We start from the raw sequence: 24976 nt of genomic DNA on the forward strand, positions 1-24976 counted from the left end.
GGTGTGGTTCGCAAAACCACCATAGAGACCCGCGACCCGGTTATGGCCGCCTGCTGCGCAATTTTGGGGGCTGCGCAGGCGGCCATAACCTTCAACAGCGCGTCATTCCCAACATGCTACGGCATTCAGTTTACAAACCGAAGCTGTGACATAACCGCCTTCGAGCATATCTTCGACCGCGTGTGCAGGGAGCATGAAATCGAGCACAGGCTGACGAAAGTGAAGCACCCCTGGACGAATGGCCAAGTCGAGCGGATGAACCGAACGATCAAGGACGCGACCGTCAAACGCTTCCATTACGACGGCCACAATCAGCTTCGCATTCATCTCGCCGACTTCATGGCGCCTACAATTTCGCCCGCCGACTCAAGACACTCGGAGGGCTCACGCCCTACGAATACATCTGCAAGATCTGGACATCTGAGCCAGACAGATTCATCCTAAACCCTATCCACCAGATGCCGGGACTGAACGCCTAGATCTTGCGCGACAAATTTAATGGATATAAAAACGACAGCATTAATGCGTATGCATAAATAACATAAAAATTTATATTTATTTATATATTTTATTAATTTATTATAAAATTAATTGCATTTCTTGACGATAAGAGGCGCTGTCGTGTGAAAGACTAAATTTTAAATTTTTCTCGTTGGGATTCGATAGAAAGTCTAGAGGTGTTCCTGTCATCCGCCGTCTGATGACGGCTGAAGAAAACCGTGCAGTAGCGATTTCCTGAACTTCAGTTAAATAACGCATACGTGGTGTATCGCCACTCGCGGAAAGCCGCCTAACGATATTTTCTACATCCGCGGGCAGGCAATACAATGGAAGATCACCAAATGTGCCTTCAAAAGACCTGGGTAAGATTACCGGAATGCCCGCCAGCATAGCCTCAACCACTGTCCGACCGAAACCTTCGACTAGTCCAGTATTCGGAAAGTAGACAAAAGCGTCTAACGTAGCAAGATAATCTAGAGGAGTAGCGCTGCCGAACGGCCGAACTGTCCAATTCTCTGGCAATTTTCCAAGGATAAATTCAGCATTGAATGCTCCGCCCAGAATGTCGATCTTAAAGTCCGGATCACTTGGAAAAATTTTGCGCAATGTATCCGCGTCCTCATGCCATTTTTCTGGACCATCGCGGCCATGGCGTCCGATCCGGAACGGAGCAATCATCGCGGCACGCGGAGAGTGCTCATACATCTCAAGCGCAAACGTCGGGTTCCAGTCACTTTCGGCGATGCGGAAGTCTTGCTTGCTATTCGCCTTATATTTCTCAAGTTCAGTTCGCATTACCGGGCTGATAGGACAAAATATAACATTTCTAAATTTAAGTTGTTTAGACATCTGCACCAATGCGTCGATGTCGTACACAGGTTCGCCCGTGCTGCGTAGATGTGAGTTATTTTTTATAATATAGCAGTGGTCACAGGAGATTTTTTCTACAATATGCTTAAAGGCTCGTGAAAGTGCGACCCTCGGATGACGGCAGATAACGACCTTTGCATCAAGGCTCTCCACGTCCGACCAGTTCGTAATTAGATCGTTCCACAATGCATATCGCTCTGAAAGTGTTCGGCCTCTACTGCTATCGATTGGACATTGGATCAGCCGCACTTTCAGTCCAAGTCCTGATAGGAATTGAACTTCATCTAGGGTGGAAGATGCGTTCCCACCTGGGAACCTGAGCTCAGTAATAATTGCCACATCAACAGATATTGTTTCTTTGAGAGAGATCCCTCGCTTCTTGTAGCTCTCAACGAGTAAATTTATTTTTTGTTGATCGTTAACCATTTCGGCGGGCGCCGGAAAACGCCGGCAAGACAAATCGAGAACGGCGCTGTTGTTCTTTGATAGGGAGCTGTGAAATTTTGTGAAGTTTTTCTTATATATCTTGCGTGGTGAAAGAGCTTCACTATTGTCGTTGGTCGCAACCTTAGCTTTCTTAGCCAGTCCATTAGGGGTATCAAAGCATAACATTGTCATGGCGCGCAGTTGGGGCACACCCCTTCTTTCCACCTTGAGAATTCGGTGAATTAGCTCTGAATCTCCGGCCATACGAACGTTATCCCAAAAACCGAGGACATCCTTAAAGTACTGGCGCTGAACCATCAGCGAAATAAACGCCGCGCGGCAGATACCATCATTAACGAAATCACCAATCTGGTTAAGCCTCACAAATTCCCCCGTGCGGCTTATCCTCGCCATTCCGCTTAGTGTGGCCGGGCGATCTTTTAGGATGCTAAATGTTATCTGTCTAGCGATGCGTTCTGGATGGGCCCAATCGTCGGCATCGTGTCCTGTAATCCATTCACCGGCGGCCTGGGATACCGCGACGTTCTTAGACATGTAGGGGCCAACATTAATCGCGTTCTGGAACACCTTCACTCGGGAGTCTTGGGCTGCGAGCTGCTGGATAACGCGCCAAGTGCTATCGGTGCTGGCGTCATCCACAATCAGAAGCTCGAGGTTGCGCCATGTCTGCTCCAAGATCGATTTTGCCGCCGCAAAGATAGTTGTTTCAGCATTCCATGCTGGCATGATCACACTGACAAGTGGACCGCCGATGGCTGGGGGCAATGGATCGGTAGCAAACTGATCAATTAGCTGTTCGCCAGGCTTCATCGCTATGGGCGCGACCTCAAAATGCCCTAGGTAGTTGTTTAAGTGTCCGAGCCACTGCTTTCTTCGCCCTCTTGATAGTGCACGATTTGCAAGTAATCCTTCGATTGTATACGCGCGTTCGCTAGGCAGATGCAGACGCGCATAGCTGATAGCTAAATCATGATCCCCGTGCCGGGCAATCTCGTAAGCAGATACCAGTTCTCCGCCTTTTTTAGGCATTGGTTTAAGTAACGCGCGAAGCATATTTGGATCTTCGTGGAAGCCTGCATTGGGTGCCCGTCCCATGATGCTTCCATATTTTCGAAAGTGATCGGCGGGATCCATCTGTGTTGCGTCAACATCCGGGAAAGTCTTTCTATACCAAACAGCATCAAACTGCTTCATGCCGAAGATGCGCTCTATTGCTTCGGGTGCAGGTGCCAAGGGCATAATTATTCTCCGGCATACAGGTGCCTGCAGGGCTGTGTCCCTAGAGGCGATGATGAAGGTTTCGTCCGGGTATGCCGGAATGCTTCGCTCATACTTTTGAACATGCAGAGTGCGCAACCCACAGTGGCGATTACATGTATGGTTCGCTGTTCCCTGACTTGGTACCACGGGATGCTGGAGTTTTTCGGCTCGATCATGGTGTCGCACTCTGGCTGCGCCGCCGGGATAGCTATTCGGGTGTTACAGGTGGCAAGCTACACTGTCCTTTAAACCCGCGTCATGGTCTTTCGTTTTCCCATGTTCTGATCTTCTCATCCTTGGAGATCAGCAAACGTCCGATCGCAGCTTCCGCCACAGCCCTGTTTCTGGAGAGTAGCTCACTATCCGCAGTTGAGTTCGGCCCTCGCGACCTATAAGCCGACCACGAAGAAGCCTCGGGATATCTCCTAGCATGCAGGCTTCCGGCCAACTTAGGAGAATCCAAGTGTCAGCCTTTATCCCGCCGAAAGAACTGAAGATTGCGGTCATTGGCCTTGGCTATGTGGGCCTGCCGCTGGCAGTTGCTCTGGGGCAGGCATTCGACACAGTAGGCTTCGACCTAAACGTGGGTCGGGTCGCGTCGCTGCGTGATGGAAACGACGTCACTGGCGAGGTAGATGCGCGCGAGCTTGCCCGTGTGTCGTCCCTCCGTTTCACTGCTGCGGAAGATGATCTGGAAGGCTGCAACGTCTTTATCGTCGCGGTCCCGACGCCGATCGACACATCTCTGCGGCCGGATCTAGGTCCGCTGATCTCGGCCTCGCGCGTGGTCGGCCGGGCCATCCGTACGGGCGGCGTGGTGATCTACGAATCCACCGTCTATCCCGGCGCAACTGAGGAGGACTGCATCCCCATCGTCGAAGAGGTCTCGGAGCTGCGCTTCAACACAGATTTCTTCGCGGGCTACAGCCCCGAGCGAATCAATCCGGGCGACAAAGCGCGTCCGCTGACCAAGATTGTTAAGGTCACCTCTGGCTCGACGCCAGAGGTCGCCGATTTTGTCGACGCGATCTACAACCGTATTATCGAGGCCGGCACCTTCAAGGCCAGCTCGATCCGGGTCGCCGAGGCGTCAAAAATCATCGAGAATACGCAGCGCGATGTGAATATTGCGCTGATCAACGAGCTGTCCATCGTCTTTTCGCATCTGGGCATCGACACCCATGAGGTGTTGGATGCAGCCGCGACCAAGTGGAATTTTATCAAACTGAGCCCGGGCCTTGTTGGTGGGCACTGCATCGGGGTGGACCCGTATTACCTCGTGCACAAGGCGACGGCAGCAGGTTTTATCCCCGATATTATCCGTTCGGCACGCGAGATCAACGATGGCATGGCGCGCAACGCGGTGCACCGGCTAATCAAAGCGATGGTGGCGCGCGATCTACCCATCAAAGGGGCGAAGGTGCTAGTCGCTGGCTTTACCTTCAAGGAGAATTGCCCCGATACCCGCAACACCAAGGTCATCGACCTGCTGAACCACATGCGGGGTTGGGGCATCGAAGCCATTGTTGCGGACACTTGGGCCAATCCCGCGCAGGTTCATGAGGAATATGGCCTGCATATTGAGACCGCCCTGCCTGAGACGGGCGAATACGATGCCATCGTTCTGACGGTCGCCCACGAGGAAGTAGTCCGTTCGGGCGCAGAGCGGCTGCGCAGACTGCTCAAACCGCGGGGGGTTCTCTTTGACATGAAATCGGCCTTTGGTATCACCGAGAGCGACCTAAGGCTCTAGGATATGGCTCTGCTGAGCGTGACGCCTATTGTCGAGCTGAACCGATCAAGCATTCTGAAAGCCAATGCCATTATCGCGCCTTGCAGCTATCTGCACGTAGATTCAGCCCTAAAGCGAGTATTCGACTGCCACGCTCAGGACCTTGCGCTATGACGGCGCTGTAGGAGGATAATTTCTTTTGGAAACCGAACGACGGAAGAGATTTGACGAGGCCGCTGTGCTCATAAGGCTCATCAAGGAAATGCGAGGCAAACTGGACGCTGCAGAGGCTGAGCTGGATCTGCGTAGCAATGAGATCGAGGCGCCAAACCTAGCCGGTGCCGAAGCCTTAAGCACTGGCACCGAAGACCGGACTATGATGCTTCAGGCCAATGTCGATTCACTCAATGCGGCTTTGCAGGCAGAGCGGGAAACGAGGTTCCAAGAGACAGCAATATTAACGCGGCTGCTGGAAGAGTCCAAGCGCAATAACAAAGACTTGAGGCGATACCAAGCCGAGCTTCTCTCCAGCACCTCCTGGCGTTTGACCGTGCCGGTACGCCGCGCTAAGGATATTTTATTGTCCTTGCGTGGCAGGAAGTAAGGCAGCGTCCGCAGGCTAGTTTGTAGAAGCCAAGTCCACTAGGATGTCCTCGGGGGCCTCGAACATCCGGGGTCCGAGCGGGTAGGGATTATAAAGACCTTCAGGAGGCGTGTTTCTGTGCCATTCCTGCCAACTCGCATTATAGGCACGCCTCACGGCAGACACGCCGGTAACCGTCTTCAAACCGAGTTCAGGATGATTTGTCAGACCGGTCTGCAGGTCGAGGCAAAGCATAGTAAAGATGTCGAAGTCGCAGAACCCGTCACCTAAGATTTTTTTAGCACGCTGCAGCATCTCGCCGTCGGCACCGAACCTGACCGGATCGTAATAGCCGATTTCTTCTTGAAGGCACTGTCTGTCGAACATGCACGAGATGAAGGCTCTACGTCGGAAGCCGTCCGGTGAATGATTGGGGCTGGCGCGGATGACGTCGTCAAAGAGACCGCCGGGGCTGACCCTCACCATCATGCCGGTCCCGGCCCTAATCGAACCCTGGCTTTCGATTAGCTTGGTCACCTGCCGCTCGATGCGCCGGGGGTGGGCCCAATCATCCGCATCCTGTCCGGTCACGAAATCTCCGCGCGCCTCCTGCAGCGCAAGGTTTTTTGCAACATAGGGGCCCTGATTGCGGGGATTGCGGCGAATACGGACCCGGTTATCACGGGTGGCAATTTCTCGCATCTGTGACCATGTTCCGTCCTCGCTGCCGTCGTCGATGATCAGCAGTTCGAGGTTCTTCCAGCTCTGCTGCAAGATGGAATTCGCCGCTGGCTCGAGATAGGTAGCCGCCTGATAGGCTGGCATGATGACGCTGACCATCGGCCCGCCCGAAATCTGCGGAGGCGGCGTGGTCAAAAGACGATGCAGGAGGCTCGACCCGGGACGTAAGCAAATCCGCTCGATGTCATAGGGCTCGAGATAGGCGTTCAGATGTTCCAGCCAACCTCCCTCGTTGCCGGAGAGTATTGCAATATTCGCCAGAAGTAGGCTGATAGCCCGCTCGGCCCGGTGGCCGAGATGATCCCGGGCCAGCCGAATGGCATCCTCGCGGCGGCCCAGTCTTGACAGAGCGGCTGCTCCCAGCATGACCCTATCCGGCATAATATCTGGCCCTTTCTGCGACAACAGGCGATGCCCAGCCCTCTCGCCCTCGGCAAGCGACCGGGCCGAGGCATGCCGCATGAAGACCTCGCTGAAGCCGGGGCCAGGATCCCGACCCATCGACCGGCCGACCTTAAGGTAATGCTCGAAGGGCTCCATCCCGCTCTGGGCGATATCCGCGTATTGGGCGGAGTACCAAGCGGCATCGAAGATCCCGCTTTTGCGTAGGACAGCGTCTTGATCCTGCTGCTCCGTGGTCGCGTGCGTCATTGGGGGCTCATGTAATTGCTCTGCCGCGGGGATGGGGCGCAGCGGCAAACCTATCATCAGCCGTAGCTCGCCTCCAGCGCTGGTGAGAGCGATCGCCCGGTAGGCAAATTCAAGAGCCTGTCGTATCGGCCGGCGTACCAATGGTGGCAAATTTTCCCGGATCACCTCATGAAGACGCGCTTAGTGATGCAAGAGCCGAGATCAGGCCGCATGCTCGACGGCGGTCACGATCCCATCCACGACCTCGCGCAGCACCGCCTCGTTCTCTGCCTCGGCCATTACCCGGATCAGGAGTTCGGTGCCCGATTTGCGGATTAGCACCCGGCCACTACCGGCCAGTCGCGCCTCAGCATCCGCGATTACCCGCTGCACCGCCGCCGTCGCCAAAGGGTCCGCGCCCGCCGCATAGCGCACGTTCTTAAGCATCTGCGGCACCGGTTCGAACTGGGTGACCAGCTCGCTGGCGGGGCGGCCCGTCTCGGCCATCGCAGCCAGAACCTGCATCGCCGCCACCAGCCCGTCACCGGTGGTGGCATAATCTGTCATCACTATATGGCCCGATTGCTCGCCGCCCAGGTTGAAGCCGCCCTCGCGCATCCGCTCGACCACATAGCGGTCGCCCACGCGGGTTCGTTCCAGCCGCAAACCTTGTGCGTTCAGGAAATGCTCCAGTCCCAGATTGGACATGACGGTAGCGACCAGCGCGCCGCCCTTTAGCCGCCCCTGCGCAGCCCACCGGCCTGCCAGCAACGCCATGATTTGATCGCCATCAGCCACCCGGCCTGTCTGGTCGATTATCACCACCCGGTCGGCATCGCCGTCCAGACTGATTCCCAAATGCGCTCCATATGCGCGCACGGCATCCGCGCAGGCCTGCGGATGGGTGCTGCCGACACAGTCGTTGATGTTGAACCCGTCTGGCTTGATGCCCAGGGGGATCACTTCAGCGCCCAGTTCCCATAGCACGTCTGGCGCCGCACGATAGGCCGCGCCGTTCGCGCAATCTAGCACCACCTTTAGCCCGTCCAGCCGTAGCTTCGCCGGGAACGTGGTTTTAGCATACTCCATGTAGCGTCCACGTCCGTCGTCGATACGCTTGGCACGACCGATATTATGGGGCTGAGCGGGGTCGACTTGGCCTGCGACGATGGCCTCGATTTCGGCCTCAGCCTCGTCGGACAGCTTGAAGCCGTCGGGACCAAAAAACTTGATGCCGTTATCCTCGGCCGGGTTGTGGCTGGCCGAGATCATGACGCCCAAGTCGGCTCGCATCGACCGGGTCAAGAACCCCACAGCGGGCGTTGGTACCGGACCCAATAGTAGCACGTTCATACCCGTGCTGGTCAGCCCCGCTGTCAGCGCATTTTCCAGCATATAGCCCGACAGCCGCGTGTCCTTACCAATCACCACCCGGTGCCGGTTACGGCCATCACGCCGGAAATAGCGACCGGCGGCCGCCCCGATGCGCAGCGCCATCTCGGCCGTCATCGGGTGGGTGTTCGCGCGGCCCCTGACACCGTCGGTTCCAAAGAGTTTTCTGCTCATCCCTCTGCCTTCTCTTAGCTGGGCAATGTGAACGTTCCTAAGCTTCAGCCGTCATGGTCTTTCGGCCTTAAAACCAACTTAGAAGGCGTCTACGAAACATGGCTATTTATAGAAAGAGGCGGGCAACTGGAAACCTAGCTATAATCGGCATAGTATCTTGAAAGAATTACCTTATTTATTTTAGGTGATTCATGATCTTTCATCCCCTAGCAGCTTTGTTTAAAACGCGTCAAAAATAATTTAACGAGGGGCAGGCATGGCAAAAGACGCAGTGGCGGTTGTGATTCTGGCGGCAGGCCAGGGCAGCCGGATGCACTCGGACCTGCCCAAGGTGCTGCACCGGCTGGGGGGCGTGCCGCTGGTGGGCCACGCGCTTGCCGCCGCCCACAGCCTCGATCCCGAACAGATCGTCGTGGTCACCGGCCACGGCGCCCCCGCCGTCGCCAAGGCCGTCGCCCGCCTCGACCCCGAGGCGGCGACCGTGCTGCAACCCGAACAACTGGGCACCGGCCATGCCGTCCGCCAGGCCCTGCCCGCGCTGGAAGGGTTCGAGGGTCGCGTCATCGTCCTTTACGGCGACACTCCCTTCATCAGCCCCGAGACGCTGGCCGCCTTGGCCAGCCACTCCTCGGATCTCGTGGTGCTGGGCTTCGAGGCCGAGGATCCGGGCCGCTACGGCCGCCTGATCGTCACCGCCGAGGGGCTGGACCGGATCGTCGAATACAAGGACGCCGACGCCGCCACCCGCGACATCGCGCTGTGCAATTCGGGCGTCATGGCGCTGGATGCGGGCCTGTTGCGCCGCCTGCTGGTGCGGCTGACCAATGACAATGCCTCGGGCGAATACTACCTGACCGACCTGCCCGCCTTGGCCCGCGCCGAGGGCCACCGCGCCGATGTCGTCATCTGCGACGAGGCCGAGACGCTCGGCATCAACACCCGCGCCGAACTGGCCGGTGCCGAGGCCGCCTTCCAGGCCCGCGCCCGTGCCCGCGCGATGGAGGACGGCGTCACCCTGACCGATCCGGCCAGCACCTTTTTCGCGCTGGACACGGTGATCGGGCGCGACGCGATCATCGGCCCGAACGTGGTCTTCGGCCCCGGCGTCACCATCGAATCGGGGGCCGAGATCCTGCCCTTCTGCCATCTGGAAGGCTGCCATGTCAGCGCCGGCGCCACCGTCGGCCCCTTCGCCCGCCTGCGCCCCGGCGCCGAACTGGGCTCGGACGTGCATGTCGGCAACTTCGTCGAGATCAAGAACGCGGTCCTGGACGAGGGCGTCAAGGTCGGCCACCTGACCTATCTGGGCGACGCCCATGTGGGCGAGCACAGCAATATCGGCGCGGGCACCATCACCTGCAACTATGACGGCGTCGGCAAGCACCGCACGGTGATCGGGCCGCGCGCCTTCATCGGCAGCGACACGATGCTGGTCGCCCCCGTGACGGTCGGCGCCGACGCGATGACCGGGTCGGGCAGCGTCATCACCCAGGACATCCCCGACGGCGCGCTGGCGATCGGCCGCGCGCGGCAGGCCACGAAACCGGGCCTTGCGGTCCGACTGATGACGGCGCTGCGCGCCGCACGGGAGGCGCGCTGATGTGCGGCATCATTGGAATCCTGGGCAGCCACGAGGTCTCGCCCCAGCTGGTCGACGCGCTGCGGCGCCTGGAATATCGCGGCTATGACAGCGCGGGCGTGGCCACCGTCGACGCCTCGGGCCGGTTGGACCGCCGCCGCGCGGTGGGCAAGCTGGTCAACCTCAGCGACCGGCTGGTCCACCAGCCCCTGCCCGGCCATGCGGGCATCGGCCACACCCGGTGGGCCACCCATGGCGCCGCGACCGAGGTCAACGCCCATCCCCACCAGTCGGGCCGCGTGGCCGTCGTCCATAACGGCATCATCGAGAATTTCCGCGAGCTGCGCGCCGGTCTGGCCGATCTGGGCATCCAACCCGAATCGCAGACCGACACCGAAACCGTCGCCCTGTGGTGCGCCCATCACCTGGGCCGGGGCCTGACCCCGCTGGAGGCCGCCCGCGCGACGCTGGCGCAGCTGCACGGCGCCTTCGCGCTGGCCTTCCTGTTCCAGGGCGAGGGCGATCTGATGATCGCCGCCCGCAGGGGCAGCCCTCTGGCCATCGGCCACGGCACCGGAGAGATGTATCTGGGCTCGGACGCCGTCGCGCTGGCGCCCTTCACCGACCGCATCACCTATCTGGAGGACGGCGACCACGCCGTCCTGACCCGTGCGGGCCTGCAGGTCTGGGACGCAGAGGGGCAGCAGACCCACCGCCCCATCGCCCGCATCGACGTGGGCGCCAGCGTGATCGACCGCGCGGGGCACCGCCATTTCATGGCCAAGGAGATCGCCGAGCAGCCGGTGGTCATCGGCGACGTGCTGACCCATTACGTCAAGGAAGACCGCATCGTGCTGCCCGACGGGCTGGATCTGGCCAGCATCGACCGCATCACCCTGGTCGGCTGCGGCACGGCGCATCTGGCGGGCCATGTCGCGAAATACTGGTTCGAGAGCCTGGCGGGCCTGCCCTGCGACATCGACGTGGCCTCGGAGTTCCGCTATCGCGAGCCGCCTTTGTCGGACCGCAGCCTCTTCGTGGCCGTCAGCCAGTCCGGCGAGACCGCCGATACCCTGGCCGCCCTGCACTACGCGCGCGGCAAGGTCGCGCAGACCGTGGGCCTGGTGAACGTGGGCACCTCGGCCATCGCCCGCGACTCCGATCTGGCCCTGCCGACCTTGGCGGGGATGGAGGTCAGCGTGGCCTCGTCCAAGGCCTTCACCTGCCAGCTGGCCGTGCTGGCCGTGCTGGCGCTGAAGGCCGCGCATGTGCGGGGCCGGATCGACGATGCGGGGCTGGCCGCCCATCTGCGCGACCTGCGCAGCATCCCCGCGCTGCTGGCCCAGGCCCTGGCCCTGTCCGACGACTGCCGGGTGCAGGCCGACTGGCTGGCCCAGGCCCGCGACGTCCTCTATCTGGGGCGCGGCGCGCTGTATCCGGTGGCGCTGGAGGGCGCGCTGAAGCTCAAGGAGCTCAGCTACATCCATGCCGAGGGCTATGCCTCGGGCGAGCTGAAGCACGGCCCCATCGCGCTGATCGACGGCGACGTGCCGGTGGTGGTGCTGGCCCCGCATGACGCGCTGTTCGACAAGACCATCTCGAACATGCAGGAGGTGATGGCGCGCCACGGCCGCGTGCTGCTGATCTCGGATGCGAGCGGGATCGCGGCAGCGGGCGAAGGGGTGACGGCCAGTCTGGCCATGCCCTCGGGCGGGGGGGTGTTCCAGCCGATCCTCTATGCGGTGCCGATGCAATATCTGGCCTATCACACGGCGGTCGCCAAGGGCACCGATGTGGACCAGCCCCGCAATCTGGCAAAGTCCGTAACGGTCGAATAGGCAACTGGCCCTGGTTTTTAAGCTAATAATATATAAATTTTAACCTTATGATATTTGATTTGTGGTTAATTACAAACTCATAAATTCAGCACATGGACACCACCTATTTGCTTGTAAATTGTACATTTTACCTGATTAGATACGTTGCATGCTTTTTTACTACCATACCCCGATAGAATTAATTTGCTTATATTTGGTAATCTGTTGAGGACACTAATAATTCTAGACGTAGAAATATCTGGAGGAACAATAAAAATTCCAGGCGAGAAATATTTACTTGAATCATTGATATTTTTAAGGTCGCGGCAGTCGAGAATTTTTGAAGAAATCACGAATGATGAGGCTTCATTGATTTTTTTAATATTGTTTCTTGATGATATGAGAAATGGAAATCTTTTTTCATACAGAGCGGCCCATAGTGCCGTTTCACTAGACAGGTGAAAGCTCACAGTCGAATGAAATATAATTTCTATTACAGCTTCGATGCCATTTAAATTAAGGAGCGATATTGAAGGCGATGCAAGTTGCCTCTGCGAATTATTTTTTAGAAGAGTTGCTGCTGTTTTCAAGCCATTGGTTATGAGCTTTTCAGCCGGAATTTTATCATGGTGATCGGGCATATAAATTATTTTTTTATGCTTGGGGTCGGGCAGCGAAGGGTGGAGCTTGAACTCTTCAATTAATCTTTTATTAGAATTAATAATTTCATTATAAACTTTAGAAGTGAATGAAATCGGTTGGCTCCAAGCGGCTGGTGATACTTTCATTTCCTTAACTATCTTGCGAGCTAGAAAACGAACTTTATGTTCCAGCTCCAACCGCAATGTAAGGGAAATATTTTTGGTGAGATAGTTTAGTTTTCTTTTTGCTTCAATTAGGAAGGCATGAGATTCCCTCACATTTGATCGAATTGTATTGGCTCTAGAGAAATCTGTAACTGGCAAGTCAGCTGCTTTTAAAAAAGCAGGTATAATTCCACATTTATTTAACTCAGCGTCGTAATTTATAACACGAATGTGCTTGGCACCGAGGGCAGTCACTATTGAATCCAGCCGGCTTGCATAATCATGCACGCCGCCAGATATGGAAATCTGAAGAAATTCCTCGAACGTTGATGAGCACGCTTTAAAGCCGCTCATTATATTTTCGATGTAGCGCGACTTAAGCCAGGATTCCGTGGATCTTACGATAAGAACCAATGTAATTTCATAATTACAAAAAAAATTGGCTATTTCGGCAATCTCTTTATCGGGGCGATCGTGGAAAATATTCTCGGCCGAGAGCACCACACGTTTATGCGTGCTTAACTCTTTTAGCTGTAAGTCGGTTTGTTTTGTGTTTCGAGCGAGGCTGCGAATAAGCTTAAGGTGGCCAGACGTGCGCTCAAGATCGAATGGATTAGATCTGCTTAAGCTAAGGTCTGGAACTAAGATATTGTGACGTAATAATTCATTTCGTTGACTATCCAGATAATTCTGTATGGCCGTACTGCCGGCTTTAGTTTGCCCAATGTGAAGGACGAGGTGCGACGCATTATAATTCAATGTTTCACCATATATTTCCATAGTACGCCAGGAGCGGTACGTGGTTTAGCTGACGATAGCTCAACCGTGAAAAATTACTACCGATAACGAATGCAAATGGTGGAAAGAGATCCTTCATGATCAATGGAGTACGGGTTACGTGGAAAGCGATGAACCTGTCATGCAGCACTTGTTACTACTACTCGTCCGTGAACTTTGAAGCGGCAATAGACAAAGAACTAGTTGCCATCATTGAAAGTGTTCAGGATGGAGTCCTGATTTACGCAAGTAACGTCAAATCAATTGGTCCGTAACCTATCAAAGGAGTGGTGCCAAACCACGGCAGGCCGAAGCACCTTATCAGCTATTTTGTAGATCGCGGTGATATCTTACCAGCAATGCCAACCCTAAGGCTAGTATTCCTAAGCTGAGGCCAAACACATACATGTAGCTGATGTAGTCTCCATAATAGCTTGGATAGAACGCATGGCGCATTTGACCAACCACATGAACCAATGGATTCCACCACAAATAGTCACGATATGGAAGTGGGATATTATCAAAAACAAAAAATATACATGAGACCAAAAATAATGGCTTCATCAGGATACTCCAAATGGGCTGCCACCATGTGAAAGCTTCAAATAGGAAGCAGTTCATTGCTCCTACGGCCGTGGCCAGCAACAACGCCATGACCATCCCAAGCGCAATCTGGTCAAACTGGGGATCGGTGCGGGTCTCCATTACCCAGCATATTCCGGTAAATATCAAAGAAGCTACGATAATATGAGTTATGGTATTGAACAGGATGCGTGCGACAAGCGCGTCGGCAAAAGTTACCGCCGGATAAGCTAAGAGGGGCTTTGAGTAGCGAATAGAGTTGGCCACTTTGCCAGACATGTCCAGATAGGCCATGAATGGGACAATGCCGGTCGCATAGAAAATGGCAAAATTGGTGCCCATTGGGGGCGTCCGGAATCCAGCTGAAAAGATCAGGGTTAGCAGGGCAATGCCCCCTACTGGTTCGGCGATGGCCCAGAGATATCCACCTGAGGCGCGACCATGGCTGGTTTGCATCTCACGCAGGATCAACGCGCTGATGGCACGTAGGCTCGCAAAGCGACGATGCAGCCGGACCTCTTTCAGTTCATGGGGTGGGGCTGAAATTTTTTTGTGCGGCAACTGCACATCTTCGTTCGCGGATTCGGAGATTTGAGACATAAAATTGCTCTCGCGCATGGCTGTTCACGCATCCGCTACAGGATCCGTACTGGAACTGAGTGACATGTTTATGTATGAGAGCCTTTGCAAGAGCAACGAGACAGGCGGAGTAGAGCGTATGTCCGCCCACGAACAAAAGCCAAGTTCACCAGCTGATGCAGTCCTTGCGTCAGATCCGCGCCAAGACAATCAAATGAAGTCTAATAAAACCTCGGGACAAAAAATTGTAGAAAAACGAGCTGTATCCAAGGACGTGGAGAAAGCTATAAGTCAACCTAAGAAAGTTGACCCGGAACGGCAGCAGCGCATTCAGGCTGCACTGCTGAAGCCTATTTTACCTACCGCCAACCCGGCGCAGCTGAAGAAGCGTCATTACGGCATGGCCATCAGCTTTGCTCTGACAGTTATCATTCCTCTTCTGGTTAGCGCCTACTACTTGTACAACCGTGCAGCTGATCAATACGCTTCTTATGTAGGTTTCTCAGTGCGCAGCGAGTCTGCCCCCAGTCCTGCCGATGTGCTGGGTGGACTGGGATCGTTGGTTGGCGTCACCTCTAGTTCAACCTCGGACACGGACATCCTGTTCAAGTTCATCCAGAGCCGAGACCTTGTAGAGCGAGTAGATGCGCGGCTAAATTTGAGCGAAATCTGGTCCAAGGCGCCGCGCGATCCGGTCTTTGGCTTTCGCGGCAACAACTCGATAGAGAACCTCGTTTCCGAATGGGAACGCAAGGTCCGTATCTATTACGACACCGGCATGATCGATCTGCGCGTCCTAGCATTCGATCCTCACGACGCGCAAAATATCGCAACTGCCATCTTGGAAGAGAGCGGCATTGTCATCAACCAGCTAAACGACATCGCGCGCGAAGATGCGCTAAGCTATTCTCGCGACGAGTTGGAGCGTGCGCAGGACCGCCTGCGCACGGCGCGCCAAGCCGTGACAGAGTTTCGCAATCGTTACCAGTTAGTTGATCCAGTAGCGGATGTTCAAAGTCAGATTGGCGTTGTCACTTTGCTTCAGCAACAACTGGCTGAACAACTCGTGTCGCTCGGTTTGTTGCAGGCTAATGCACAGCCTCAGGACTCGCGTATTAGTCAGACAGAGCTGAGCATCAGGGTCATTCGCGAGCAGATCGAGGCTGAACGGCAAAAAGTCGGCTCAAATAGTGAGGATATGGCACTGTCGGACGTAGTAGGTCAGTACGAGATCCTAGCTATGGATCGGCAGTTTGCCGAGACCAGCTATACGGCTGCGTTGGCTAGTTATGAGTCGGCTCGTGCCGAAGCTGTACGCCAGTCACGGTACCTTGCCCCCTATATCCGTCCCACTTTGGCGCAAGAGGCCGAATTTCCTGAGAGAGCCAAGCTGCTGCTGATACTTGCAGGCTTTCTAACGATACTATGGATAATTGGCAGCCTAATTTTCTATAGTCTTCGAGACCGTCGATGATTCACTTGCAGAACCTTTGCAAGACTTACACGTTGAACGGAAAACATAAGGTTGTGGCGCGCGATATCACCGCGACTTTCCCGTCAGGTGTATCCGTCGCCTTATTGGGACGTAATGGCGCAGGTAAATCGTCGCTGCTGCGGATGATATCTGGGGCGATGCTCCCGTCGTCGGGCAAAATACTCTCGACCGGCACGATCAGCTGGCCAGTGGGCTTTTCCGGATCGTTCAGTACCCAACTGACGGGTGAGCAGAACTGCCGCTTCGTGGCTCGTGTGTACGGTGTTGACACAGAGGAGCTGTTGCACTTTGTCGAGGATTTCGCCGAGCTGGGCAACCACTTCCGCCTGCCGATCCGGACATATTCTTCTGGTATGCGTTCGCGCTTGGCCTTCGGTCTTTCCATGGCCGTGCCCTTTGACACATACTTGGTAGACGAGGTCTCAGCTGTGGGCGATGCGGCTTTTAAGGCTAAGTCGAATCACGTCTTCAACGAGCGAATGTCTCGGGCAGGGGCAATTGTAGTTAGCCATTCTATGAGCCTGCTGCGCGAAATCTGCCATGCGGGGGCTGTTCTTGAACAAGGGCGGCTGACCTTTTATCAAGATATTGAGGCCGCGATTGCGGCGCACTTAAGTAATATGAAACTAAATAAATCTTCTCTGATTTAATGATTCGAAAAAATAATCGTTTCTCAACACAACTCGCGTGAGATGATTGAATTTTTCTGGGATATAGCGATGATGATGTCATATCCACTACCCTAATTATGTTTTAATAAATTTCAACAAGAACTGGAACCGGCTGCTGAGCACCGTGATTTCGTTCACGATAATTGCTTACGATCCTGATGCATCGAAATTTAGCGTCGTCTTTTTTGGACCACTATATTTTCAGCCATACCGCTTCTTCCAGTTGAAGTAGGTCGCCTGGCTGATCCCCGCCTTGCGGCAGACCTCGGCCACCGGCGTGCCTTCCTCACCCTGCTTCAGGACAAACGCCTTCTGCGCCTCCGTGAACCTCGATGCCTTCATCGTTCTCAGCTCCTCTCCCAGCCAGGGAAGGTTAGCCGAAAACTTCAGTTTCAAACGGTCCAGTTTTCAGGGAGCAGAGCACCAGCAGGACTGCCCGGTCAGGCGAAGCTGTAGGCCTCATAATCCTTGCGGTAGAAGTCGCGGATCTGGTCGACGGTCTCTGCGGACAAGTCGCGCGGATCGATCTTCTCGCCGCCGGTCTGGGCATGGGGCAGATCCAACTGCATGCCGGATTTCAGAGACAGGTCCGAAGCCAGTTCGTCCAGCTCGCTCATCTGATAAATCTTTGAATAAAATTCCGGGTCAGGCCCGAGGAAATGGGTCTGAGGATCGGTGTGATGGCGGATGGAGGGGGAGTGCTTGCGATAGATCTTCAAGCGCTTGGTGAAGAGTTCCAGGGAGGGATCGGGCACCGCACCTGCGGCAATCGCCTCGGGGGACAAGTGATGTTCCGACAATTCCCTGTGGAACAAAACCCGGTTCGAATAGCAGGACAGAAAGCGTTTGATCGGATCGCGGACGATGCAGATCCTCTCATGCGTCGTCAGCCTGTCCAGGGGTGCTGCGGAAAACGGTGCCGACCCGTAATAGCTGTGGATGTGAAACATGCTGCTGTTCCGGACGCCATCCACGAAATCCCGTCCGTTCTCGAGCTTGTAGAACATGTATTTCACGGAGGTGCAGGCCACTTTCGGAGCAGGAAAATAGGCCAGCCTAATCTTGTCGACGATGATTGCCACGTATGCCGTCTTCCTTGTTCCGTCGTCAAACTGCATCGCGCAGAGCGTGGTCGGATCCGCCCATGAAGGACCTTCGTTCGCGCTTTCTAAGGGCTTTGTCTTTTGGCCACAATCCGGGCATCCGGCTTTGTCACGAGAGGTCTGCCTTGCCGGATCAGCCCTGCAGCCTGCCTTGATCCAACCGTGCGGCCGCAGGACCCACCGGCCGCGCGACCAAGCCGCGCTGTCGCAAGTGGCGGTAATGTTCGCCGGAGTCCGGGGTCCGGGCCTTGAGCAGCGCGGAAAGTTCGGTTCTCATCTGCGGGGGTGCAACCCGGTTGACCGTATCGAAGAGCGAGCTGGCGCGAAGATCGTCGGTCATTGTGCTGGCCATCCATCCTTCATCATGGGGCAGCACCCACATCCTGCGCCCGGCTTCGGCATGCATCCGCCCATGGCGCAGATCGACAAAGCCGGAGGCACTCTCGATCTGATGCAGGCGGGGCAGGTTCTGTCCCAGCTGGCAGGTCGTGCCGGTGCCCAGGAAATCGACCTTGACCATGTTCGGGTTGCGCTTGAGGAACATCCAGTTCTTCCAGCCCATCTGCCCCAGCTTGCCCTTTGCAACCCAGGCATGTCCCAGATGCCCCAGAACGCTGTCCCGGGGATCGACGAAGTCAAAGAAGGACAGGGTCGTCGTGACGTAATCGGGCGGATAGAGAATGTCATCGTCGATGGTGAACACCATGTCGTCAGCTGCGACGTCAAAGGCGAATTTGCCCGCATCCTTTAGATCGCGATCAGGGGCTAGGGCGTCGATCTTCGGCTCGTCGGCCAGCGCGGCAGGGATCTTGTCGTATTGGTTAAAGCAGATGCACAGCTTGTCCACCTGGGGCAGAATCGACCGGATGGTTTGCATGAGAATGCCCGACCGGGCCGGAAACGTGGCCAGATGAGCACGAATCATGGGCATCTCCTCTGAGGCATCTCGGTTTGAAAGCATCTTTACGATCATAGGATCGCTTATTTGGGGATCTCAAGAAGATGCTGGGCAGGGATGCGGTTCGGAACCGATCCAGACCGTGTGAAAACTTGCCGAGGTCTGATGGTGTGCAGGGGTTTTGGCTGGATCGGAGATTTTCCTTTAGGGGATCCGGATCAAACGCTTGATCGTGGGTTTTGGGGTCCTGTGGGGGTTTCTGAAGGCGAATATGGGCTGATACTTGAGGAAATATTGAGCCTTTACGGTCGGACGGCCGCAATCAACGCCGGAATGCCGACAAGGCCGATCGCTCGACGCAAATTGTAGGCGATGGCCGTCAGGCTGAACTCGGCGCGCACGTTCTCCAGCCTGCGCATCAGGAATGCACCCTGGCCCATCCATTGCTTCACGGAGCCGAACGGGTGCTCGACGCTCTCGCGCCGCTCATCGAGCACCCCGGGCCGCGCGGCAAGCCGTTTTGCCATCCGGTCCAGCACGGCCTCGTTCTCGTAGCGCGCAACCTTGCGGTAGGCCGCGGTGGTGCAACGTGTCTTGAGTGCGCAGGACTTGCAGGCAGCGGCATTGGCATAATCGAACACCCGGATCTCGCCACGAACCGGGCGGCTGTGCACATGGCGCAAAGCCGCGCCGCCCGGGCATGTGTAGATGTCTGCCTCGGCGTCATAACGGAACTGGTCCTTGGGAAAAAATCCCTTGGCAACAGCAGATCCGCGCTGCGGTTTGGGAACGTGAGGCATGATGCCTGCCATCTCGCAGGCCTCGATATCTTCGATCTTGAAGTAGCCCCGGTCGGCCACGGCATCGATCTGCGCAACATCGAGGGTCTCACGCGCAGCCTTGGCCGTCTCGGTCAGCAGGCCCAAGTCGCTGACCTTGTTGTGGACCTGCTGCTCCGCAATCAGTTTGTGCTTGGTATCGACCGCGATCTGGATGTTGTAACCGACCCCGACACGGCTGCTGGAGTGCATCGCGCGTGCGTCCGGGTCGGTCAGCGAGATCTGGTCCTCACCGCTGTCCGCAAGGGTTTTGCCATGATCATCAAGGCGTTCACGCTGCTCCCGGAGCGCTGCGATCTTTTCCTGCAGCCTTTCGGCGGTGCCCCTCTCTGGCGCGTCCTCACCGTCCTTGTCGGCCTCATCAAGCTGCTTGAGATACCGCGCCAAGCGCTCATCGCTTTCCGCCATCGCTTTGGCCAGCTTGGCCTTGGTGAAATTCCGCTCCCGGCTGTTCACCGCCTTGATCCGGGTGCCGTCGACCGCGATCAACTCTCGTCCGAACAGGTCGAGTTCGCGACACAGCACCACGAACTCCCGGAACACCTGGCGGAACGCCGTCCGGTTGTCACGTCGGAAGTCTGCGATTGTCTTGAAGTCGGGCGTCAGGCGGCGGAGCAGCCAGATGACTTCAAGGTTGCGTCGCGTCTCGACCTCCAACCGGCGGCTGGACCGTACCCGGTTCAGGTATCCATAGATGTAGAGCTTCAAAAGATCGGCCGGATCATATCCCGGTCGACCGGTACTCTTCGCCTGGACCCGCTCGAAGCTAGCAGCCTTCAGATCGAGCCCGTCAACGAAAGCATCGATAAACCGGACAACGTTGTCCGACCCCACATAGTCGTCCACAGAGTCCGGCAAAAGCAGGAGCTGGGACCGATCACCGCCTGAAATATGTGCCATGCCCAAGAATACCACGGCCGCTCAATGCTGGGAATCCGGTTCGAGTTTTCACACGGTCTGGATCTGTTTTGAGACTGGGCGGTGCCCTGCGCGAAGATGGCTGTTCATCTGCAGCAATTTGGATCGCCTATTGCCACGCTCACTTGCTGCAGTTTTTTGCGACGGTTCCGTTTAGGGGACAGACGTGATGTCCCCTAATTCTAAGCTTCTCTTCTCTTTCTTCTTCATAAAATATAAAATATTGAATTTATTGTTATATATGGCGCGACGATAACCTTTGGGGTGATCTGTCGTAACCGATCGGGTGCTTCGGCGGGCCACCGCTGCAACCTATTGTAACCGATGGGGTGATTTCACAGGAAGGGGTTCTCTGAACCTGCAAAGAGGCCATCATCGCCCTTGAAACCGAGGCAGGCACAGATGACGACGTCGGAAAATCACCCCATAAGTTACAATCCACGCCGCACGCTCGAGATGCGCCCGGCGGGCGGCGAGATGATCAAGCCTGCCGAACTGATCGACATCCAGGGGGCGACCGGCCTGTCGCTGGCCGCCCGTCGCCTTTACAATCGCCCGCTGGCCAACGCCTTCGGCCCGGACATGGGATATGAAGGGCGCGATTTCAGCATTCCCTTGTCCGAACTCCGGGGCACCCATGCCGGCAATGAGCGGATCAGCGACAGCATCGAGGCGCTGAGGAAGACGGTGGTCATCGTGCGCGGTCTGGACGGGCGCACGACCCGGGTGCAGCTGCTGGGCAGCAACGACATGGTCGACAGCGACAGACGGCACGGCATGCTGACCTACAGCTTCGACAAGCGTCTGGCCCCCCTACTCCACGAGAGCGTCGTCTTTACCAAGCTTGAGCTGGCCGCCCTGCAGGCTTTCGGCACCAAATATGGCCTGGCCCTTTACGAGGCCTTGTCCCGTCGCGTCCGGCTGCATCATGTCTTCCATGAGGATTTCGAGGTCGAGGCCTTCCGCAACCTTCTCGGGGTGCCCGACGGAAAGCTGCCAAGTTTCGAAAACTTCAGGCAGAAGGCCATCGAGCCCGCGATTGCCGAAGTGATCAAGCTGGCGCCCTTTTCTTGCGAAGTCGAGCCTGTGGAACGGATCGGCCGGAAGGTGACACGGATCCGCCTGCGCTGGTGGGTGAAGACCGTGGACGAGATGAAGGCGCCCTATTCCGAAAGCCATTCCCAATATGCGCTTGCGCTTGATATCTAATTGGTAGCGGTTAGCTATCGGCTATCTTTTTCTGCAGCAACTTGACGGCAACCTCGAACGCCTCCCCGACCCCCAGGCCCATCGCGTCGGCGGCGGCATAGAACTGCTCCAGCGTCTCGGGCCGGGCCTTGATGTTGATCTGGGCGTTGCGCCCTGTCCTGCGCCGCCTCTGCGCCTTGGGAGGATCTGCGGGCTCCGGTGCGGGCGACGGCTCGCGCCGGGTGAAGCCTGCGGCGGCGGCGGCCAGCGGTTCGGGGGCGGGTTTCTCGCGCTTGGTCGGCGCGAAGCCCCCCAGGTCATTCAGCGCCTCTCCAAAGCCGATCTTCGCACGTGTGCCGCTCATTGCGCCGCCTCCCGGATCCTGGCGACCAGCTCGCCGGTGAATTCCCGGGCATTGTCGATGGCCTTCGCGATATTGCTGGTCTGGGCCGGATCCAGCGACAGGAGCGTGCCGCCGAAATCGAAGAGGTCGCGATAGGCCGCCCGTTCCACAATGGCGGTTTGGAAGACGGGAACCCCCGCCTCTTCCAGCTCGCCGGCCACGTTCTTCAGGCTGCGTGATCGGATCGCGGCGCTGGTCCGCGTCAGGACGACCGCGTGCGGGATCGCGCGTCGCGCCATCTTGGCCTGCGACGCGATCAGCCTCAGCACCTTGGCGCCGCCTTTCGCATCCATGCTGGATCCCTGCAGCGGGATGGTGACGAAATCCGACATGCCGATCGCATTGGCCACCATCAGCGATGCCGTGCCCTCCAGATCGACGATGACGAAATTGGCTTTGGCCGCCTCGCGCTCGATCACGTCGATGATCGTATCCTCGGTCACGTCGCTGATGATCCGGACGGCCTCGGGCTTTCCCGGAAGGTTGCCCCATTGCGAGATCCAGCGTTCCGGGTCGGCATCGATGATGGTGACCGTGGCCCCCGCCTCGGCCAGCTGGATCGCGGCCAGCAGGGCAGTTGTCGTCTTCCCTGCCCCGCCCTTGGGATTTGCAAAGCTGATGGTCGGCATGGCTGCTCCTGCACGTTTCCGGCAGGAAGCAGGTATCGGGGGATCTTTGCAAGAGGATACCAGATAGCTACCAGATATATGATAGTATCCGGTAGCTAGCAGATAGCTTGTAATATCTGATAGCTAACAGCTACCATTCGATATCCGATACTTGATTGGTAGCAAAAGATATCTGATAGCTACCGGATACTCTGGAGCTTAACCCTTACTCCGGCAGCAGGCCCAGCCTGACGGCCTGGCTAAGTAGCATCCTGACGGATGAGGGCTGCCATGTCGTCCGCCCGCGGGGCGTGCGCTCGCGCATCGCCTCCAGCCGGTCGCAGATCGCCTGCAGGGTGATGTCGGGATCGGCGCCCCGGATCGCCGCCACGATGACCGGCAAGCGGTCATTGCCGACCTGACGCTTGGCGCGGCCCAGCACCGTCTGGGGCAGGAAGCCGTCGCGAATATAGGCGCGGGTCGCCCGGATCAGCCGCGCCTGCGTCCAGTGGCGCGAGGGGGGCAGGGGGGCGTTGATGAGGCGCAGGACATCCTCCCATGCCATGTCGGGACGCAGGCGGCGGACCTGGGGCACCCATTCCTGCGCGGTTCCGGACAGCCGTTCCAGATAGCCCTCGTGCCGCGCCAGGCTGACCTTGCGCAGGGCGGCCGGGTTGCGGGCCCGTAGCCCGGGATTGCCGCCGATGCGGCCTTGGCTGCGCGCGCTGGCCAGTCCCGCCTTGGTGCGTTCGCGGATGAGGGCGCGCTCGAATTCGGCGGCAGCCCCCAGAACCTGCAGGGTGAATTTTCCCTGCGGGCTGGCCGTGTCGATCGGATCCTCGATCGAGCGGAAGAACGCCCCCTTGGCCTCCAGCCGCTCGATCACCTCCAGCAGATGCGACAATGACCGCGCCAGCCGGTCGATGCGCACCACCACCAGCGTGTCGCCCTTCCGCACCTGCTCCAGCAGCCGCGTCAGAACGGGCCGCGCGCGGTCACCGCCCGAGGCCTGCTCTTCGTGGATCCGGGAACAGCCGGCCGCCGTTAGAGCCTGCACCTGGGGCAGGGGGGTCTGATCTTCGGTAGACACGCGCGCATAGCCGATCAGGGGCATCGGGAAGGTCCGTTTTTGCAAATACTTTAAGCTTAGATAAACAACCGTTTGTAAACGTACGCAAGCGCTTCAACTTTGTTCTTATGCCCTGTTTCTTCAACACGTGATGGCCAGCTGCCAATCTCTGGTGCGCGCGCAGCTAAGCGCGACAATCCTTAAATCGCCGCTCGACAAGTACCTTAGTATTCGTCATTAACATGCTTAAATGATGATATAAATCTCGAAAACATTTCAGCTACGTTGAATAGTTAGGCTCGTTTTAGAAATCAGATGCGGTAACTGGGGCAGATCTCCGGGCATGATCGTTGCGCTCTTGATCGATGTCTGATTCATGATCGTATGAACCCGCTTTCGGATGATGGATCTGAGACACTGTCCCCCGACGCCCTGCGTCGGCTCGCGGTGGATCTGTCGCAACGGTTTGGTGCGCTTGAGGCCCAGGTCGCCGACTTGAGAGGCGAACTCGAGACGTCCGAACTTGCCCGGGCTGCTCTCCAGGCTGAGAACCAGGACTTGCGCGACGAGATTGCGCGGCTGAAGAACCTGCCACCACGACCCCCTTTCAAGCCGTCCGGCATGGAAAAGGCGGCGAACCGCGACCTTGGCAAGGCAGCAGGGACGGCTCGGCGAAGGGGACCCAAGCGCGACACAGACCGTGTCACGCGCGAAGAGGTACTGAGAACCGAGGCTCCGGCAGGATCGCGCTTCAAGGGCTATGAAATCCTCCTGGTCCGTGAGCTGGTCATGTCAGCCGAACTTGTCCGCTATCGGCGGGAGCGGTGGCTGACGCCGGAGGGCAACACAATCATCGCGCCGTTGCCGGCGGGATTGATCGGCGGCTTTGGTGCTAACCTGCGCCGGTTCTGTCTTGTCCTTCATGCCCAGGGGCAGGTCACGACGGAGCGGTTGACCTCGATCCTGAACGGGATCGGCATAGAGATTTCCAAGCGGCAGGTCGTGCGGATCCTGACCAGCCGTCTCGAGGATTTCGTGGCGGAAGATCGGGCGGTTCTGAGGACCGGCCTGGCGACAGCACCTTTCATCAGCGTGGATGACACTGGCGCCCGCCATGCCCGCCGCGACGGGATCACCACGCAGATTGGTGGTGACCACTTTACCGTGTTTCGGACAGGCCGCTCGAAGTCACGACTGAACTTTCTATCTTTGCTACAGGCTGGTGGCGAGGATTACGTCATCAACGACGCAGCGCTCGAATACATGCGCCGTCGCAAAGTGGCGCCGGAGGTGGTGGCCAGGCTCGCCGGCCAC

General features: G+C 57.1%; 19 protein-coding genes and 2 pseudogenes. 9 read left to right on the forward strand and 12 right to left on the reverse strand.

The annotated features are described in order from the left end of the window. Positions 1–111: 111 nt before the first annotated feature. Positions 112–479 (forward strand): annotated as a pseudogene (locus FA743_RS18180) (integrase core domain-containing protein); the annotation flags it as partial. 100 nt (positions 480–579) lie between these two features. Here the strand turns inward: FA743_RS18180 and FA743_RS18185 are convergent. After that, positions 580–3051, reverse strand: coding sequence for a glycosyltransferase (locus FA743_RS18185; RefSeq protein ID WP_169308939.1), 2472 nt, complete (start codon positions 3049–3051; stop codon positions 580–582). Between the two features lie 490 nt (positions 3052–3541). On the opposite strand from FA743_RS18185, the gene FA743_RS18190 reads away from it, so the two are divergent. After that, positions 3542–4831, forward strand: coding sequence for a nucleotide sugar dehydrogenase (locus FA743_RS18190; protein ID WP_246055042.1), 1290 nt, complete (start codon positions 3542–3544; stop codon positions 4829–4831). Positions 4832–5009: 178 nt separating this feature from the next. Further along, on the forward strand, positions 5010–5414 hold the full coding sequence (locus tag FA743_RS18195) for a hypothetical protein (protein ID WP_136887502.1): 405 nt from the start codon (positions 5010–5012) through the stop codon (positions 5412–5414). Between the two features lie 15 nt (positions 5415–5429). Here FA743_RS18195 and FA743_RS18200 read toward each other — a convergent pair whose 3' ends face one another. Both FA743_RS18200 and glmM read right to left on the reverse strand, forming a co-directional pair. Then, positions 5430–6785 carry a glycosyltransferase family 2 protein gene (locus tag FA743_RS18200; protein WP_169308940.1) on the reverse strand — a complete coding sequence of 452 codons (1356 nt, stop codon included), beginning with the start codon at positions 6783–6785 and terminating at the stop codon, positions 5430–5432. A gap of 201 nt (positions 6786–6986) precedes the next feature. Next, the gene (glmM, locus tag FA743_RS18205; protein ID WP_136887504.1) at positions 6987–8330 is read right to left on the reverse strand and encodes a phosphoglucosamine mutase; all 1344 of its coding nucleotides are present in this window, start codon (positions 8328–8330) and stop codon (positions 6987–6989) included. A gap of 256 nt (positions 8331–8586) precedes the next feature. Between glmM and glmU the strand changes: the two genes are divergently transcribed. Together glmU and glmS are read left to right on the forward strand one after the other, a co-directional pair. Next, positions 8587–9930 carry a bifunctional UDP-N-acetylglucosamine diphosphorylase/glucosamine-1-phosphate N-acetyltransferase GlmU gene (gene glmU / locus FA743_RS18210; protein WP_136887505.1) on the forward strand — a complete coding sequence of 448 codons (1344 nt, stop codon included), beginning with the start codon at positions 8587–8589 and terminating at the stop codon, positions 9928–9930. Continuing rightward, a complete protein-coding gene (gene glmS, locus FA743_RS18215; protein ID WP_136887506.1) occupies positions 9930–11747 on the forward strand; it encodes a glutamine--fructose-6-phosphate transaminase (isomerizing) in 1818 nt (605 codons plus the stop codon). Before glmU ends, glmS begins: the two co-directional genes overlap by 1 nt. Before the next feature lie 77 nt (positions 11748–11824). Here glmS and FA743_RS18220 read toward each other — a convergent pair whose 3' ends face one another. Both FA743_RS18220 and FA743_RS18225 read right to left on the reverse strand, forming a co-directional pair. Further along, the gene (locus FA743_RS18220) at positions 11825–13312 is read right to left on the reverse strand and encodes a hypothetical protein (RefSeq protein ID WP_136887507.1); all 1488 of its coding nucleotides are present in this window, start codon (positions 13310–13312) and stop codon (positions 11825–11827) included. Between the two features lie 318 nt (positions 13313–13630). Then, positions 13631–14509, reverse strand: a complete 879-nt coding sequence (locus tag FA743_RS18225; protein ID WP_246055043.1) for an ABC transporter permease — start codon at positions 14507–14509, stop codon at positions 13631–13633. Here FA743_RS18225 and FA743_RS18230 point away from each other — a divergent pair. Together FA743_RS18230 and FA743_RS18235 are read left to right on the forward strand one after the other, a co-directional pair. Continuing rightward, positions 14508–15944 (forward strand): KpsE/RkpR family capsule polysaccharide export protein, encoded by a 1437-nt coding sequence (locus tag FA743_RS18230; protein ID WP_246055044.1) that lies wholly within the window; start codon positions 14508–14510, stop codon positions 15942–15944. The two genes, FA743_RS18225 and FA743_RS18230, sit on opposite strands and share 2 nt — an antisense overlap. Further along, the gene (locus FA743_RS18235; protein ID WP_136887508.1) at positions 15941–16615 is read left to right on the forward strand and encodes an ABC transporter ATP-binding protein; all 675 of its coding nucleotides are present in this window, start codon (positions 15941–15943) and stop codon (positions 16613–16615) included. Before FA743_RS18230 ends, FA743_RS18235 begins: the two co-directional genes overlap by 4 nt. A 225-nt stretch (positions 16616–16840) precedes the next feature. On the opposite strand, the pseudogene FA743_RS18240 reads toward FA743_RS18235, so the two are convergent. From FA743_RS18240 to FA743_RS18255, 4 genes and pseudogenes are all read right to left on the reverse strand, one after another. After that, a pseudogene (locus tag FA743_RS18240) lies at positions 16841–16978 on the reverse strand (transposase); the annotation flags it as partial. 98 nt (positions 16979–17076) lie between these two features. Next, a complete protein-coding gene (locus FA743_RS18245) occupies positions 17077–17718 on the reverse strand; it encodes a sulfotransferase family 2 domain-containing protein (RefSeq protein ID WP_169308941.1) in 642 nt (213 codons plus the stop codon). 154 nt (positions 17719–17872) lie between these two features. Next, on the reverse strand, positions 17873–18712 hold the full coding sequence (locus FA743_RS18250) for a hypothetical protein (protein WP_136887510.1): 840 nt from the start codon (positions 18710–18712) through the stop codon (positions 17873–17875). Between the two features lie 227 nt (positions 18713–18939). Further along, positions 18940–20376, reverse strand: coding sequence for an IS1182 family transposase (locus tag FA743_RS18255; RefSeq protein ID WP_136887511.1), 1437 nt, complete (start codon positions 20374–20376; stop codon positions 18940–18942). A gap of 420 nt (positions 20377–20796) precedes the next feature. Between FA743_RS18255 and FA743_RS18260 the strand changes: the two genes are divergently transcribed. After that, the gene (locus tag FA743_RS18260; protein WP_136887512.1) at positions 20797–21603 is read left to right on the forward strand and encodes a replication initiation protein; all 807 of its coding nucleotides are present in this window, start codon (positions 20797–20799) and stop codon (positions 21601–21603) included. Positions 21604–21613: 10 nt separating this feature from the next. Here FA743_RS18260 and FA743_RS18265 read toward each other — a convergent pair whose 3' ends face one another. The 3 genes from FA743_RS18265 to FA743_RS18275 form a co-directional block, all read right to left on the reverse strand. After that, positions 21614–21946, reverse strand: coding sequence for a hotdog family protein (locus FA743_RS18265; protein ID WP_136887513.1), 333 nt, complete (start codon positions 21944–21946; stop codon positions 21614–21616). Further along, on the reverse strand, positions 21943–22614 hold the full coding sequence (locus FA743_RS18270; RefSeq protein WP_136887514.1) for a ParA family protein: 672 nt from the start codon (positions 22612–22614) through the stop codon (positions 21943–21945). The genes FA743_RS18265 and FA743_RS18270 overlap by 4 nt, the downstream gene beginning before the upstream one ends. A 205-nt stretch (positions 22615–22819) precedes the next feature. Further along, positions 22820–23707: a recombinase family protein gene (locus FA743_RS18275; RefSeq protein ID WP_136887515.1), complete on the reverse strand. Its 888-nt coding sequence runs from the start codon at positions 23705–23707 to the stop codon at positions 22820–22822. 339 nt (positions 23708–24046) lie between these two features. Between FA743_RS18275 and FA743_RS18280 the strand changes: the two genes are divergently transcribed. After that, positions 24047–24976: transposase (locus FA743_RS18280; protein ID WP_136887516.1), on the forward strand; the 930-nt coding region annotated here is incomplete at its 3' end.

The sequence above is a fragment of the Paracoccus gahaiensis genome, assembly GCF_005048225.1.
Classification (GTDB): domain Bacteria; phylum Pseudomonadota; class Alphaproteobacteria; order Rhodobacterales; family Rhodobacteraceae; genus Paracoccus; species Paracoccus gahaiensis.